The sequence below is a fragment of the Streptomyces alfalfae genome (genome assembly GCF_004127445.1).
Taxonomy (GTDB): Bacteria; Actinomycetota; Actinomycetes; order Streptomycetales; family Streptomycetaceae; genus Streptomyces; species Streptomyces alfalfae.
On the sequence record NZ_QEXM01000051.1, the window covers coordinates 85,886 to 99,756 of the forward strand.

A 13,871-nucleotide genomic window follows, 5' to 3' on the forward strand; every position below is an offset into this window, starting at 1 on the left:
CACCGGCTTCCCGACTCGGAAGTAACCGCAGGTCCGACCGTGTGACCGGGGCCTCTATCCTCCGCCGCGCGGCCGACTTAGGGTGATCGGCATGCCAGCTTTCCGGGTCAACGTGGTCAGTGACGTGCACGGCAACGCGAAGGCCCTCGCCCGCGCGGGCGAGGGCGCCGACGCGCTGGTCTGCCTCGGCGACCTCGTGCTCTTCCTCGACTACGCCGACCACTCGCGCGGCATCTTCCCCGACCTCTTCGGCGCGGAGAACGCCTCCCGGCTGGTGGAGCTGCGCACCGCCCGCCGCTTCGAGGAGGCCAGGGAGCTGGGCAGGCGGCTCTGGGCGGGCGTCGACCGCCGCCCGGCGATCGAGCGGGCGGTCCGCAGGCAGTACGCCGAGCTGTTCGCCGCCTTCCCCGCCCCGACGTACGCCACATACGGGAACGTCGACATGCCGGACCTGTGGCCGGAGTACGCCGGCCCCGGCACCACCGTCCTGGACGGCGAGCGGATCGAGATCGGCGGCCGCGTCTTCGGCTTCGTCGGCGGCGGCCTGCGCACCCCGATGCGGACGCCCTACGAGATCAGCGACGAGGAGTACGCCGCCAAGGTCGAGGCGGTCGGCGAGGTCGACGTCCTGTGCACCCACATCCCGCCGGACCTGCCCGAACTCCTGTACGACACCGTGGCGCGCCGCTTCGAGCGCGGCAGCCGGGCGCTGCTCGACGCGATCCGCAGGACCCGGCCGCGGTACGCGCTCTTCGGCCACGTCCACCAGCCGCTGGTCCGGCGCATGCGCGTCGGCGCCACGGAGTGCGTGAACGTCGGGCACTTCGCCGGGTCCGGCAGGCCCTGGGCCCTGGAGTGGTGAGCGCGGGGCGCGCGGTAGCCTTCACGCGGTAGACCACCTCGGACACCCCCTTGTACCGGACCGCATCTGGAGGAGCCACGGCCATGGCCGAACACACCAGCTCGAGCATCACGATCGAGGCGGCGCCGGCCGAGGTCATGGGGGTGATCGCCGACTTCGAGCGGTACCCCGACTGGACGGGCGAGGTGAAGGAGGCCGAGGTCCTGGCCACCGACGAGCAGGGCCGCGCCAAGGAGGTCCGCCTCGTCATGGACGCGGGCGCGATCAAGGACGACCAGACGCTCGGCTACACCTGGACCGGCGACGACGAGGTGAGCTGGACCCTCGTCAAGTCGCAGATGCTGCGCTCCCTCGACGGCTCCTACCTCCTGAAGCCCGCCGGTTCCGGCACGCAGGTCACCTACCGGCTGACCGTGGACGTCAAGATCCCCATGCTCGGCATGATCAAGCGCAAGGCCGAGAAGGTCATCATCGACCGGGCCCTCGCGGGCCTGAAGAAGAGGGTGGAGTCCGGGAAGTAGGCCCGCGAGGCCTGCCGTCCCGGGCGGCCGGAGGGGCTGAGTCCGCCGGTCCGCCCTGACGTACCGTTCACTCCTATGCGCACCCTTCTCGTCACCGGTCCCGGCGGCTCAGGGCGGACCACCGTCGCCGCCGCCGCCGCGCTCGCCTCGGCGCGGGCCGGGCAGCGGGTCCTCGTGGTCTCCGCCGACCGCGGGGACACGCTCGGGACGGTCCTCGGCGGGCCGGACGCGCACCCCGGGCTCACCGCGTGGCGCCTCGCCCCCGACGAGCGCTTCCGGGACGACCTGCTGGCCGTGCAGGAACGCGCCGCCTCCGCCTTCGAGCTGCTCGGCGCCGAGCGGATCGACGGCGAGGAGCTGACCCCGCTGCCCGGCAGCGAGGAGCTGGCCCTGCTGCGCGCCCTGCGCGACGCCGCGCGCGCCGACGCCTACGACACCGTGGTCGTCGACCTGCCGCCCGCCCCCGAGGCCCTCGCCGTCCTCGCCCTGCCGGAGCAGCTCCGCCGCTACCTGCGCAAGCTGCTGCCCCCCGAGCGGCAGGCTGCCCGCGCCCTGCGCCCCGTGCTCGGCCGCCTCGCGGGCGTCCCCATGCCCGCGGCCTGGCTGTATGAGACCGCCGCCCGCTGGGAGAGTGAACTCGCCGCCGCCCAGGCCGTGATCGAGGACCCCGCCACCACCGTCCGCCTGGTCGCGGAGCCGGGGCCCGCGGGAGCCGACGCCGTCGCGCGGAGCGCCACCGGGCTCGCCCTGCACGGGCTGCGCACCGACCTCGTCCTCGCCAACCGGGTCCTTCCCGACGCCTCCGCCGACACCTGGCTCGCCGCCCTCCGCGCCCAGCAGGACAAGACGCTGGCCGAGTGGGAGACCACGTACGACCTCGTGCGCCGGGTCCGCCACCTCGGGCACGACCCGCGCGGCGCCGACGACCTCGCCGCGCTCGGCGTGCCCGCGCCGGCCGAGCCCCCCGCCCCCGCCGAGTGGCCCGTCACCCGCACCACCGCCGACGACGGCGGCGACACCTACGTCTGGCACATCCCCCTGCCCGGGGCCGTGCGCGAGGAGCTCGGCCTGGTCCGGCGCGGCGACAGCCTCGTCGTCACCGCGGGCCCCTTCCGCCGCGTCCTGGCCCTCCCGTCCGCGCTGCGCCGCTGCGCCGTCGCGGGCGCCGGGCTGCGCGAGGGCGAGCTGCGGGTGCGCTTCACGCCGGACCCGGACCTGTGGCCGCGCGGACGGTGAACGGGCTACGGCCATTCGGGTAACGTCGAGTGGTATGAGCGATGCCACGGAGCGCGAAGCCCCCGAAGTCGACGCCGACGCCTGGGCGAAGGCGTGCGCCGAGGACCTGGCGGCGGAGAAGGCCCGCCGCCGCGAGCGGCACGGACAGCCGCCCGGCTCGGCCGCCGAGGAACTGCGCAAGCTGGTCGACGCCGTCTCGGAGAAGCTCTCCGGGCTCCAGGCGCCGCTGCTCGGCGCGGTCGCCCAGGGAGCCGTCGAGCAGACCCTGAAGCAGGTCGTCAGGGAGGCCAAGGCCGCCGTCGAACCGGTCATCGAGCGCAACCCCGACGTCTTCGACCACCTCGCCGCGGCCGGCTCCGAGCTGCTCGCCGCCTACCGCTCGGCGGCCGGAAGCCAGGAGAGCCGCTGGACCCGCGGCGGCGCGGACGGGGCCGACGACCCGGCGCGCGGCGGGGACCGCGGCGACGAGAGCCCGTCAGCGGGTGAACACATCGATCTGGACTGACCCCCCTCGGGTACGGTGGGCCGTAGCGGGGCTCGATCGAACTGAGGGATTCATGGGACTCACCATCGGCGTCGACATCGGCGGCACCAAGATCGCGGCCGGAGTGGTCGACGAGGAAGGCAACATCCTCTCGACCTTCAAGGTGCCGACCCCTGGTACTTCCGAGGCCATCGTCGACGCGATCGCCTCCGCCGTGGAGGGCGCGCGGGCCGGTCACGAGATCGTCGGCGTCGGCATCGGCGCCGCCGGGTACGTCAACCGCCAGCGCTCCACGGTCTACTTCGCGCCCAACATCGACTGGCGGCAGGAGCCGCTCAAGGACGAGGTCGAGAAGCGCGTCAGCCTGCCGGTCGTCGTGGAGAACGACGCCAACGCCGCCGCCTGGGGCGAGTACAAGTTCGGCGGCGGCAAGGGCCACCGCAACGTCATCTGCATCACGCTCGGCACCGGCCTCGGCGGCGGCATCATCATCGGCAACAAGCTGCGCCGCGGCCACTTCGGTGTGGCCGCCGAGTTCGGCCACATCCGCATGGTCCCGGACGGCCTGCTCTGCGGCTGCGGCAGCCAGGGCTGCTGGGAGCAGTACGCGTCGGGCCGCGCCCTCGTGCGCTACGCCCGCCAGCGCGCCAACGCCACGCCCGAGCGCGCCGAGTACCTCCTGTCGCTCGGCGACGGCAGCCCCGAGGGCATCGAGGGCAAGCACATCTCGATGGCCGCGCGGCAGGGCGACGCGGTCGCCATCGACTCCTACCGCGAGCTGGCCCGCTGGGCGGGCGCCGGCCTCGCCGACCTGGCGTCGCTGTTCGACCCGTCCGCGTTCATCGTCGGCGGCGGCCTCTCGGACGAGGGCGACCTCGTCCTCGACCCGATCCGCAAGTCCTTCAAGCGCTGGCTCGTCGGGGCCGCCTGGCGTCCGCAGGCCGAGGTCATCGCCGCCCGGCTCGGCAACAAGGCGGGCCTGGTGGGCGCCGCCGACCTGGCGCGGGAGCCCGACCCCGTGATGTGAGACCCGGTTCATCCGACCGTGCCCGCCGTGCCCCGCGAGGGAGCGGCGGGCGCTGTCGTATCTTGATCGCCATGTCGACGAGTCCGCTGGCCGCGCTCCCCAACTCCCGCACCGAAGAGGACGGTTCGGCCGTCATCCGGGTGCTCAGCTACAACATCCGCTCGATGCGGGACGACACCGACGCGCTCGCCCGTGTGATCGCCGCCTGCGCCCCCGACCTCGTCCTGGTGCAGGAGGCGCCCCGGTTCTTCCGCTGGCGCAAGAAGCTCGCCCGCCTCGCGCGCGCCGCCGACCTGGTGATCCTCTCGGGCGGCGGCACGGCGGCGGGCCCCGCGCTGCTCTGCTCGCTGCGGGCCACCGTCGAGCGGACCGAGGACGTCCTGCTCCCGCTCACCCCCGGCCTGCACCGGCGCGGCTTCGCCACCGCCGTCGTCCGCTTCGGGGACGCGCGGCTCGGCGTGCTGAGCTGCCACCTGAGCCTGCAGGGCGAGGAGCGGTACGCGCAGGGCGGGCTGCTGCTCGACCGGCTCGCCGGGATGGGCGTGGACCACGCGGTCGCGGGCGGCGACCTCAACGAGCGGCCGCGGGGCCGGACCTTCCGCAGGCTCACCGAGACGCTCCAGGACTGCTGGGCCACCAGTCCCTGGGGCGGCGAGCACACCTCCACGCCCGGCGACCCCCATCAGCGCATCGACGCCATCCTCGCCACCCCGGGCGTCGAGGTGCTCGGCTGCGGGGTGCCGGCGGGGCTGCCGGGCGTGACGGAGGCGGATCTGCGGGCGGCGACGGACCACCTCCCGGTCCTGGCCGCCCTCAGAGTCCCTCCGGCCCCCGTTTCCCCCGGTCGGTAGGGCCTGGCGCCCAGGGGTGCGGGGGAGGGGTCAGACGACCGCGCCGCGTCCCGGGTCGTCGTCCTCCTCGTCGCCCGCGTTCATCCGCATGACGAGGGTGGCGAAGCCGCCGAGGAAGCCGCCGATGCCCAGCGTGGTCAGCCACCACGTCATCTGCCAGCCGAAGAGCACGGCGAGCAGGATGAGCAGCGGGCCGCCGAGCACCGCGACCCAGGCGAACTTGGCCGTCACGTCGGCCTCGGGCAGCGGCGGCGGCTCCGGCGGCACGAAGTGGCCCTCGTCGTCCGCGTCGAAGTCGTCCTCGGAGGGCTCGGGGGCCGTGTGGTCCCGGGGGCCGCCGACGCCGGGGGCGAAGGAGACGGAGCTGCCGAGCGGCTTGTCGGCGCCCGGCTCGGCCGTGGGCTCCGCCTTGGCGCGGGGGTCGGGCTTCACGCCCGGCTCCGCGGGGTCCTTGCCGGGGCCGGGCCGCACGGGCGCCGGGCCGTTCGACTCCGACTCCAGGAGGGCCAGGTCCTCCACGGACTTGAAGGGCTTGGCGCCGGGCGGGTCGGCGGGCTCCTCGCCGTACCCCGCGACGATCGCCTGCCAGGCGGCCTCCTCGTCGATCGGGACCCCGCCGTCCAGCGGGGCCTTGCCGTCGAGCGGTGTCTTGCCGTCGAGCGGTGTCTTGCCGTCCGGCGGCGTCTTGCCGTCCGGCGGCGTCTTGCCGTCTGGCGACGCCCCGTCGCGGGGCGGTCTGCTCTCCTCGGGCTCCTCGCGGCTCTTCTCGCGGTCAGCCTCGTGCTCAGCCACCGGTGGCCGTCCCTTCCTTGCCGACGCTGGGGGCGAGCCGGCTGACGAAAGCATGACTCGCCTCGAAGATCCGGTCCGCGTCATGGTCCAACGTCGCCACGTGGTAGCTCTGTTCCAGCAGGATCTCCGTGACGTCCGTGGACGAGACACGGCCGAGGACGCGCGCGGAGTCGGCGGCGGGCACCACGTGGTCCCTGGGGCTGTGGAGCAGCAGCAAGGGCTGGGTCACCTGCGGCAGTTCGCCGTCGACGAGGCGGAAGAACGCGCGCAGGGAGTGCGCGGCGTGCAGCGGGACCCGGTCGTAGCCGATCTCGACCGAGCCCTCCTTGGCGATGTCGCTGGCGATGCCCTTCGTGGTCCGCACGAGATGCCGGACGACCGGCAGCGCGTACGGCGCGAGGCCGTGCAGTTTGTTCGCCGGGTTGACCAGGACCAGGCCCGCGACCGCGTCGCCGTGCTTCGCGGCCAGGCGCAGCGACAGCGTGCCGCCCATGGAGAGGCCGAAGACGAAGACGCGCTCGCACCGCTCCAGGAGGCCGCGCAGCTCGCGGTCGACCTCGGCGTACCAGTCCTGCCAGCCGGTGATCCGCAGGTCCTCCCAGCGGGTGCCGTGTCCGGGCAGGAGCGGCAGCGAGACGGTCAGGCCGCGCTCCGCCAGGAACTGTGCCCAGGGGCGCAGCGACTGCGGGGATCCGGTGAAGCCGTGGCAGAGCAGGACGCCGACCTCGCCGCCTTCGTGGCGGTACGGCTCGGCTCCGGGGAGGACCGGCACCTTCGGTCTCCTTCATGAACGTGAGATGGGGGAGTACTTCACCGTACGCGACCGGGCTGACACCGGCCAGGGTCGTCGGGCCCATTGACCGCACACCGGGTTAAGGTCTGATCCACAGAAACAGGAGGCACTCGGTTTGATCTACGGCGCAATGAAGGTTGCCATCGGAGGGCCGCTGAAGCTCGGCTTCAGGCCCTGGGTGGAGGGCCTTGAGAACGTCCCCGCCGAGGGGCCCGCCATCCTGGCGAGCAACCACCTCTCGTTCTCGGACTCCTTCTTCCTCCCCGCGGTCCTCGACCGCAAGGTCACCTTCATCGCCAAGGCGGAGTACTTCACCTCGCCCGGAGTGAAGGGCAAGCTCACCGCCGCCTTCTTCAAGGGCGTCGGCCAGCTCCCCGTGGACCGCTCCGGCGGGCGCGGCGCGGGCGAGGCGGCCATCAAGAGCGGCATCGAGGTCCTGGAGCGCGGCGAGCTCTTCGGCATCTACCCCGAGGGCACGCGCTCGCCGGACGGACGCCTCTACCGCGGCAAGCCCGGCGGCCTCGCGCGCGTGGCGCTCGCCACCGGGGCGCCCGTGCTCCCCGTGGCGATGATCGACACCGAGAAGATCCAGCCGCCGGGCAAGGTGATGCCGAAGCTGATGCGGCCCGGCATCCGCATCGGAGAGCCGCTGGACTTCCGGCGCTACCAGGGCATGGAGCACGACCGCTTCGTGCTGCGGGCGCTGACCGACGAGGTCATGTACGAGATCATGAAGCTCTCGGGCCAGGAGTACGTGGACATGTACGCGACGGCCGCCAAGCGCCAGATCTCCGAGGCCGCGAAGGCCGCGAGGGCGAGCGAGAAGTCGGCGGAGAAGGAACGGCCGGCCTCCTAGCCGCGTCCGTTCAGGGGGTGGGACCCGGCGGGTGCCCGGCGGCCGGCACGACGGGCCGGGCACGGCCCGGCGGGGACGGAGCGTGGGGGGGACGGGACGTGGCACGTCGCGAGAAGGTCATGAGGATGTCGGTCGAGCAGCCGCTCTGGCGCGCGCTCACCGGCTACCGCGTGCTGACGATGCTGTACGCGATCGGGCTCTTCTGGACGGCGCACGAGGAGCTCGAACACCCCTGGGTGGCCATCTCCTACTTCGCGGTGCTCGCCGGCTGGACGCTCGGCACGCTGCCCCGCGTCGCGAACGCCGCGAGCTGCACCCGGCGCTTCCTCGTCTGCGACCTGACCGTCGCCCTCGTCGGCATCCTGCTGACGCCGCTCGCCGACTCGCAGGAGCGGATCGTCAACGGCGGCCCGACGCTGCCCTCGATATGGACCGCCGGCGCCGTCCTGGCGTACGCCATCAAGGGCGGCTGGCGCTGGGCGGCCTTCGCGTCGCTGCTCGTGGGCGTCGCCAACGTGGTGCAGCGCGGGGCGTTCAGCCGCGACACGGTCCACAACGTCGTCCTCGTCTGCATCGCCTCCATCGCCATCGGCTACGTGGTGGAGGTGGCCCGCGCCTCCGAGCGCACCCTCGCCCGCGCCCTGGAGATCGAGGCGGCGACCCGCGAGCGCGAACGGCTCGCCCGCGACATCCACGACAGCGTCCTGCAGGTCCTCGCCATGGTGCAGCGGCGCGGCACGGCCATCGGCGGTGAGGCGGCGGAGCTCGGGCGGCTGGCGGGCGAGCAGGAGGTGGCGCTGCGCAGCCTGGTCGCGGGCGGCCTGGTGCCCGCCTCACACGCCTCGGAGGACGCCTCGCGGGGCGCCCTGGTCCGCGCTGTCGAGGTGCCGGACGAGGAGCCGGACGACGCGGCGCCCCGCGATCTGCGCCCGCTGCTCGCCGTGCACGCGGGGTCACGGGTGACGCTCTCCGAGCCGGGCGCTCCGGTGCCGCTCCCGCCGCACGCGGCCGGGGAACTCGCGGCAGCCGTCGGCGCCGCGCTGGACAATGTGCGCGGCCACGCGGGGCCCGGCGCGCACGCCTGGATCCTGATCGAGGACGAGCCGGACGCGGTGATCGTCACCGTCCGGGACGACGGCCCCGGCATCCCCGAGGGCCGTCTCGCGGAGGCCGAGGGGGAGGGCCGCCTCGGCGTCGCCCAGTCGATCCGCGGGCGGCTGCGGGACATCGGGGGCACGGCCGAGCTGATCTCGGTGCCCGGCCAGGGCACGGAAGTGGAAATGAGGGTCCCGCGCTGAGCGGCGCGGGACGGCACGGAACACGGGGGAAGGCGACAGACGCGATGAACGAACAGCGACAGCGGCAGCTGCGGGAACCGGCCACGGACGGCACGGACGGCACGGACGGCACGGACGCCACGGACGCCACGGACGCCACGGGCGGCACGCCGGGGACGGAGGGCGGCGACGGGGCGGCCCGCATCAGGGTCATGGTCGTCGACGACCATCCGATGTGGCGGGACGCGGTCGCCCGCGACCTGACGGAGGCGGGCCTCGACGTGGTCGCCACGGCGGGCGACGGCGAGCAGGCGGTGCGCCGGGCCCGGGCCGCGGCCCCCGACGTCCTGGTCCTCGACCTGAACCTGCCGCTCAAGCCGGGCGTCCAGGTCTGCAAGGAGCTGGTCGGGTCCCACCCCGCGCTGCGCGTCCTGGTGCTCTCCGCGAGCGGCGAGCACGCCGACGTCCTGGAGGCGGTCAAGTCCGGCGCCACCGGCTACCTGCTGAAGTCGGCGTCCACAAAGGAGCTGACCGACGCCGTGCGGCGCACGGCCGTCGGCGACGCGGTCTTCACGCCCGGCCTCGCCGGACTCGTCCTCGGCGAGTACCGCAGGCTGGCCACCGAGCCCGCCGCGGGCACCCCCGAGGACCCGAAGGCGCCGCGGCTCACCGACCGCGAGACGGAGGTCCTGCGCCTGGTCGCCAAGGGCCTGAGCTACAAGCAGATCGCCGAACGCCTCGTCATCTCGCACCGCACCGTGCAGAACCACGTCCAGAACACCCTGGGCAAGCTCCAGCTCCACAACAGGGTGGAGCTCGTGCGCTACGCGATCGAGCGGGGCATCGACAAGGCCGACGACGCATGACCCCTCGTACGAGTGAATGCCCGTGATCAACTCCTCTGTCCCGAAAGGGAATTGACCGTCCGCACTGTCCCGGAGTGACCTGGATCACCATTAGCGTGACCCGCGTCAGGTCACTGCGGCGAAGGGACGGTCCCATGGGGGCCAAGAAAATCGGAGTACTGACCGGAGGCGGCGACTGCCCCGGGCTCAACGCCGTCATCCGGGGCGTCGTCCGCAAGGGCGTGCAGGAGTACGGCTACGACTTCGTCGGCTTCCGGGACGGCTGGCGCGGCCCGCTGGAGGGCGACACCGTCCGGCTCGACATCCCCGCGGTCCGCGGCATCCTGCCGCGCGGCGGCACCATCCTCGGCTCCTCGCGCACCAACCCCCTCAAGGAGGAGCACGGGGTGCGCCGCATCAAGGACACCCTCGCCAAGGAGGAGGTCGACTCCCTCATCGCGATCGGCGGCGAGGACACCCTCGGCGTCGCCGCGCGCCTCACCGACGAGTACGGCGTCCCGGTCGTCGGCGTCCCCAAGACCATCGACAACGACCTCTCCGCCACCGACTACACCTTCGGCTTCGACACGGCCGTCGGCATCGCCACCGAGGCGATCGACCGGCTGCACACCACCGCCGAGTCGCACATGCGCGTCCTCGTCGTCGAGGTCATGGGCCGGCACGCCGGCTGGATCGCGCTGCACTCGGGCCTCGCGGGCGGCGCGAACGTCATCCTCATCCCCGAGCAGCGCTTCGACCTGGAGCAGGTCTGCGCCTGGGTGACCTCGCGCTTCAAGGCCTCGTACGCCCCCATCGTCGTCGTCGCCGAAGGGGCGATGCCGAAGGACGGCGAGATGGTCCTCAAGGACGGCACGCAGGACTCCTTCGGGCATGTGCGGCTCTCCGGGGTCGGCGAGTGGCTGGCCAAGGAGATCGAGGGCCGCACCGGCAAGGAGGCGCGGACCACGGTCCTCGGGCACGTGCAGCGCGGCGGCACGCCCAGCGCCTTCGACCGCTGGCTCGCCACCCGCTTCGGACTGCACGCCATCGACGCCGTACGGGACGGCGACTTCGGCAAGATGGTCGCCCTGCGCGGCACGGACATCGTCCGCGTCCCGATCGCCGAGGCCACGGCGAAGCTGAAGACGGTGGACCCGGCGCTCTACGGGGAAGTCGGCGTCTTCTTCGGCTGAGCGCCCCGAACGCGGCGACCGGCCCCGGGACGGCACCCGTTCAAGGTGCCGTCCCGGCAGGCGGTACCTAGACTCGCGCCATGGAGATCCTCGCGTTCGGCGTGCAGTCCGACGAGAAGCCGCTGATCGAGAAGGCCTTCCAGGGGCGCCACGACATCCGCTGCCTCGACGTCTTCCTCACCGAGGACACCGCCCCCATCGCCGCGGGCCACGAGGTCATCTCCTCCAGCGTCAACGCGACGCTGGACAAGCGGGTCCTGCAGATCCTCGCCGACGGCGGCACGCGGATGATCGCCCAGCGCTCCACCGGGTTCAACAACATCGACCTGCGGGTCGCCGAGCGCCTCGGCCTGACCGTCGCCCGCGTGTCGTACTACTCCCCGTACTCCGTGGCCGAGTTCGCCTGGACCCTCGCGATGGCCGTCAACCGCCGCATCGTCCGCGCGAGCAACCGCACCCGCGACTTCGACTTCCGCCTCGACGGCCTGATGGGCCGCGACCTGCGCGGACGCACCGTCGGCGTGCTCGGCACCGGCAAGATCGGCGAGGCGTTCGCCCGGATCGCGCACGGCTTCGGCATGCGGCTGCTCGGCTGGGACGCCCGCGAGAACCCCGCCTGCCGGGAGCTGGGCATGCAGTACGTCGAGCGGGAGCGGCTCTTCGCCGAGGCCGACCTGATCAGCCTGCACGTCCCGCTGCTCCCCTCCACCCAGCACCTCATCGGCGCGGCGGCGCTGCGGATGATGAAGGACGACGCGATCCTCGTGAACTCCAGCCGCGGCGGCCTGGTCGACACCGAGGCCCTGGTCGCGGAGTTGCGGGCCGGCCGCTTCACGGGGGTGGGCCTCGACGTCTACGAGGCGGAGGCGGGCCTGTTCTTCCTCGACAAGTCCCTGGACACGGTCACCGACGACACCCTGGCCCGTCTGATGACGTTCCCGAACGTGGTGGTCACCTCGCACCAGGCGTACTACACCGAGGACGCGGTGGGCCAGATCGTCGACACCACCCTGCGCAACGTCCAGGACTACGTGGCGGGCCGCCGCAACGAGAACGTCCTGGTCCCGGCGGCCCCCACGGACGGGTAGCGGAGCCCTACACGAGCACCCCGGCCAGCAGCTCCCGCACGATCGCCGTCCCGCGCAGCGTGAGCACCGACTCCGGGTGGAACTGCACCCCGGCGAAGCCCGGACCGCGCAGGGCGTGCACCTCGCCGGTCGCCGCGTCCCTGCCGACCTCCACGCCGTGGGCCGCCAGCTCGGCGGCGGCCTCGTCGTCGCAGCGCGCCACGTAGCTGTTGTAGAAGCCGACGGTCTCGGTCCGCCCGAAGAGGTCGACCGGGGTCTGCGCGCCCTGGTACGGCACCTCCTTGCGGACGATGTCCAGGCCCAGCTCGGCGGCGAGCAGTTCGTGCCCCAGGCAGACGCCGAGAATCCCGTGCCGGTGATCGCGCACCACCTCGGCGGTCAGCGCGCGCAGGAACCGCATCTTGGGGTCGGCGGCGTCCGAGGGGTCACCCGGACCCGGGCCGAGGACGACGGGCCCCTCGTGCGCGCGGACCGTCTCGCGCAGGCCCGGCTCGTCATAGCGCCGCACCGTGACCGTCAGGCCCGATGAGCGCAGCAGGTGCGCGAGCATCGCCGTGAAGGTGTCCTCGCCGTCGACCACGAGCGCGTGCCCGGTCAGCGCGTCGCCGCGCTCCTGCATCCGCAGCCAGAACGGCGCGAGGCGCTCCCGCCGCCCGTCGAGGGCCGCCCGAACGCGCGGGTCGTCGGCGAGGGCGGGCCGCACCGCCTCGTCGCGGGGCCGCCCCGGCCGCACCCCGAGCGCCGCGAGCACGCCCGCGGCCTTGGCGTGCGTCTCCGCGACCTCGCCCGCCGGGTCGGAGCCGCGCACCAGCGTCGCGCCGACCGGCACCCGGAGTCGGCCCCGGGGGGAGATGTCGGCGGTGCGGATCAGGATGGGCGAGTCCAGGGTCTGGGCGCCGCCCGCGTCCCTGCCGAGGAGGGCGAGGGCGCCCGCGTAGTAGCCGCGGCCGACGCCGTCCCGCCCGACGGGCTCGTAGCGCTCGATGACCCGGCAGGCGTTCTGCACCGGCGAGCCGGTGACGGTCGCCGCGAACATCGTCTCCTTCAGGACCTCGCGCACGTCGAGCGTGGACTTGCCGCGCAGCTCGTACTCCGTGTGGGCGAGGTGCGCCATCTCCTTCAGGCGCGGCCCGACGACGACGCCGCCCATGTCGCCGACGGTGCACATCATCTTGAGCTCCTCGTCGACGACCATCGACAGCTCCTCGATCTCCTTGCCGTCGGCGAGGAAGGCGAGCAGGTCCTCGGGGGTCGGTCCGCCCGCGGGGTAGCGGTAGGTGCCGCTGATGGGGTTCATGACGACCGTCCCGCCGGACATCCGCACATGCACCTCGGGGCTCGCGCCGACGAGCGTCCGGTCCCCGGTGTGCACGACGTACGTCCAGTAGGCGCCGCGCTCGCCCACCAGGAGCCGCCGGAAGAGCGCGAGGGCGTCCGCACGGCCGAACCCGGGGATCTCGCCCTCGTACGTCCGGCGGATGACGAAGTTGGCCCCCTCGCCCCGGCCGATCTCGTCCTTCAGGACGCGGCCCACGATGTCCGCGTACGCGGTGTCGTCGACGTCGAAGGCCCCGCCCTCGACCCGCACCTCGTGCGCGGGCAGCGCGGAAAGGGCCTCCGCGAGGGGCAGCTCGCAGGTCTCCTCGGGGGTGAGCACGGTCAGCGGCGTGCCGTCGTCGCGGACGTCGAAGCCGCGCTCCCTGATCTGGCGGAAGGGCACGAGCGCGAGGCCCTCGGGGATGTCGGCGAGCCGTTCGTACGTGCCCGTCGGGCCGATCAGGACCTCGACCGTGTCGTGGTCGCGGCCGGGCGTGCGGCGGCGGAGCAGGGCGAACGGGCGGTCGTCGGTCAGCAGGTCGGTGAGCTGCATGGGTTCTGTTCCTTCTCACTCGGAGAGGAACGGCCCGCTTCCGGTGAGCTCCGGAGAACACTGAAGGCCGCCCCTCGGGCGGCCTTCGCGACAGTGGGTACGCGCAGTCAGTGGGCCGCCGGATGAGCCGGCCACCACCAGTTTCGCGTCGTCGTCTGCGCGTGCATGTCCCGCAC

The 13,871-nt window shown here is 73.4% G+C and carries 15 protein-coding genes; 11 read left to right on the forward strand and 4 right to left on the reverse strand.

Translation table 11 applies throughout. The annotated features are described in order from the left end of the window. Positions 1–91: 91 nt before the first annotated feature. The 6 genes from DCW30_RS32390 to DCW30_RS32415 all read left to right on the forward strand — a co-directional run bounded on the left by DCW30_RS32390 (position 92) and on the right by DCW30_RS32415 (position 4,981). Positions 92–862 (forward strand): metallophosphoesterase family protein, encoded by a 771-nt coding sequence (locus tag DCW30_RS32390; protein ID WP_103557504.1) that lies wholly within the window; start codon positions 92–94, stop codon positions 860–862. A gap of 83 nt (positions 863–945) precedes the next feature. Continuing rightward, the gene (locus tag DCW30_RS32395; protein ID WP_062781084.1) at positions 946–1,383 is read left to right on the forward strand and encodes an SRPBCC family protein; all 438 of its coding nucleotides are present in this window, start codon (positions 946–948) and stop codon (positions 1,381–1,383) included. Positions 1,384–1,458: 75 nt separating this feature from the next. Beyond that, the gene (locus DCW30_RS32400) at positions 1,459–2,619 is read left to right on the forward strand and encodes an ArsA family ATPase (protein ID WP_076686711.1); all 1,161 of its coding nucleotides are present in this window, start codon (positions 1,459–1,461) and stop codon (positions 2,617–2,619) included. Between the two features lie 34 nt (positions 2,620–2,653). Beyond that, entirely contained in the window at positions 2,654–3,124 is a 471-nt protein-coding gene (locus DCW30_RS32405; RefSeq protein WP_076686712.1) for a DUF5304 domain-containing protein, read from the forward strand. Between the two features lie 52 nt (positions 3,125–3,176). Further along, positions 3,177–4,130, forward strand: coding sequence for an ROK family glucokinase (locus DCW30_RS32410; RefSeq protein WP_062781090.1), 954 nt, complete (start codon positions 3,177–3,179; stop codon positions 4,128–4,130). A 71-nt stretch (positions 4,131–4,201) separates the two neighbouring features. Beyond that, on the forward strand, positions 4,202–4,981 hold the full coding sequence (locus tag DCW30_RS32415) for an endonuclease/exonuclease/phosphatase family protein (protein ID WP_062781092.1): 780 nt from the start codon (positions 4,202–4,204) through the stop codon (positions 4,979–4,981). A gap of 30 nt (positions 4,982–5,011) precedes the next feature. On the opposite strand, the gene DCW30_RS32420 is transcribed toward DCW30_RS32415, so the two are convergent. Together DCW30_RS32420 and DCW30_RS32425 are read right to left on the reverse strand one after the other, a co-directional pair. Beyond that, positions 5,012–5,605, reverse strand: coding sequence for a hypothetical protein (locus tag DCW30_RS32420; protein ID WP_076689420.1), 594 nt, complete (start codon positions 5,603–5,605; stop codon positions 5,012–5,014). Positions 5,606–5,765: 160 nt separating this feature from the next. Beyond that, complete coding sequence (locus DCW30_RS32425) at positions 5,766–6,545, reverse strand: alpha/beta hydrolase (protein WP_076686713.1); 780 nt, start codon at positions 6,543–6,545, stop codon at positions 5,766–5,768. 151 nt (positions 6,546–6,696) lie between these two features. Here DCW30_RS32425 and DCW30_RS32430 point away from each other — a divergent pair, with 151 nt between their 5' ends. From DCW30_RS32430 to DCW30_RS32450, 5 genes are all read left to right on the forward strand, one after another. Beyond that, entirely contained in the window at positions 6,697–7,422 is a 726-nt protein-coding gene (locus DCW30_RS32430) for a lysophospholipid acyltransferase family protein (RefSeq protein WP_062781095.1), read from the forward strand. A gap of 98 nt (positions 7,423–7,520) precedes the next feature. Continuing rightward, entirely contained in the window at positions 7,521–8,720 is a 1,200-nt protein-coding gene (gene macS / locus DCW30_RS32435) for a MacS family sensor histidine kinase (RefSeq protein WP_237283447.1), read from the forward strand. A gap of 191 nt (positions 8,721–8,911) precedes the next feature. Continuing rightward, complete coding sequence (locus DCW30_RS32440; protein WP_076689426.1) at positions 8,912–9,565, forward strand: response regulator; 654 nt, start codon at positions 8,912–8,914, stop codon at positions 9,563–9,565. A 134-nt stretch (positions 9,566–9,699) separates the two neighbouring features. Beyond that, positions 9,700–10,737 (forward strand): 6-phosphofructokinase, encoded by a 1,038-nt coding sequence (locus DCW30_RS32445; RefSeq protein WP_062781099.1) that lies wholly within the window; start codon positions 9,700–9,702, stop codon positions 10,735–10,737. A gap of 80 nt (positions 10,738–10,817) precedes the next feature. Next, entirely contained in the window at positions 10,818–11,825 is a 1,008-nt protein-coding gene (locus DCW30_RS32450) for a 2-hydroxyacid dehydrogenase (protein WP_076686714.1), read from the forward strand. A gap of 7 nt (positions 11,826–11,832) precedes the next feature. Here DCW30_RS32450 and DCW30_RS32455 read toward each other — a convergent pair whose 3' ends face one another. Beyond that, a complete protein-coding gene (locus DCW30_RS32455; protein WP_076686715.1) occupies positions 11,833–13,695 on the reverse strand; it encodes an anthranilate synthase family protein in 1,863 nt (620 codons plus the stop codon). A 107-nt stretch (positions 13,696–13,802) separates the two neighbouring features. Continuing rightward, positions 13,803–13,862 carry a trp operon leader peptide gene (locus tag DCW30_RS38315; RefSeq protein WP_106977022.1) on the reverse strand — a complete coding sequence of 20 codons (60 nt, stop codon included), beginning with the start codon at positions 13,860–13,862 and terminating at the stop codon, positions 13,803–13,805. Between the last annotated feature and the right edge of the window lie 9 nt (positions 13,863–13,871).

What these genes read in the sequence shown, in the direction of transcription:
- DCW30_RS32405 (WP_076686712.1), top strand. Translation starts at nt 2,654, where the DNA reads ATGAGCGATGCCACGGAGCGCGAAGCCCCCGAAGTCGACGCCGACGCC.
- DCW30_RS32410 (WP_062781090.1), top strand. Translation starts at nt 3,177, where the DNA reads ATGGGACTCACCATCGGCGTCGACATCGGCGGCACCAAGATCGCGGCC.
- DCW30_RS32415 (WP_062781092.1), top strand. Translation starts at nt 4,202, where the DNA reads ATGTCGACGAGTCCGCTGGCCGCGCTCCCCAACTCCCGCACCGAAGAG.
- DCW30_RS32440 (WP_076689426.1), top strand. Translation starts at nt 8,912, where the DNA reads ATGGTCGTCGACGACCATCCGATGTGGCGGGACGCGGTCGCCCGCGAC.
- DCW30_RS32455 (WP_076686715.1), bottom strand. Translation starts at nt 13,695, where the DNA reads ATGCAGCTCACCGACCTGCTGACCGACGACCGCCCGTTCGCCCTGCTC.
- DCW30_RS32445 (WP_062781099.1), top strand. Translation starts at nt 9,700, where the DNA reads ATGGGGGCCAAGAAAATCGGAGTACTGACCGGAGGCGGCGACTGCCCC.
- DCW30_RS32395 (WP_062781084.1), top strand. Translation starts at nt 946, where the DNA reads ATGGCCGAACACACCAGCTCGAGCATCACGATCGAGGCGGCGCCGGCC.
- DCW30_RS32450 (WP_076686714.1), top strand. Translation starts at nt 10,818, where the DNA reads ATGGAGATCCTCGCGTTCGGCGTGCAGTCCGACGAGAAGCCGCTGATC.
- DCW30_RS32400 (WP_076686711.1), top strand. Translation starts at nt 1,459, where the DNA reads ATGCGCACCCTTCTCGTCACCGGTCCCGGCGGCTCAGGGCGGACCACC.
- DCW30_RS32430 (WP_062781095.1), top strand. Translation starts at nt 6,697, where the DNA reads ATGAAGGTTGCCATCGGAGGGCCGCTGAAGCTCGGCTTCAGGCCCTGG.
- DCW30_RS32390 (WP_103557504.1), top strand. Translation starts at nt 92, where the DNA reads ATGCCAGCTTTCCGGGTCAACGTGGTCAGTGACGTGCACGGCAACGCG.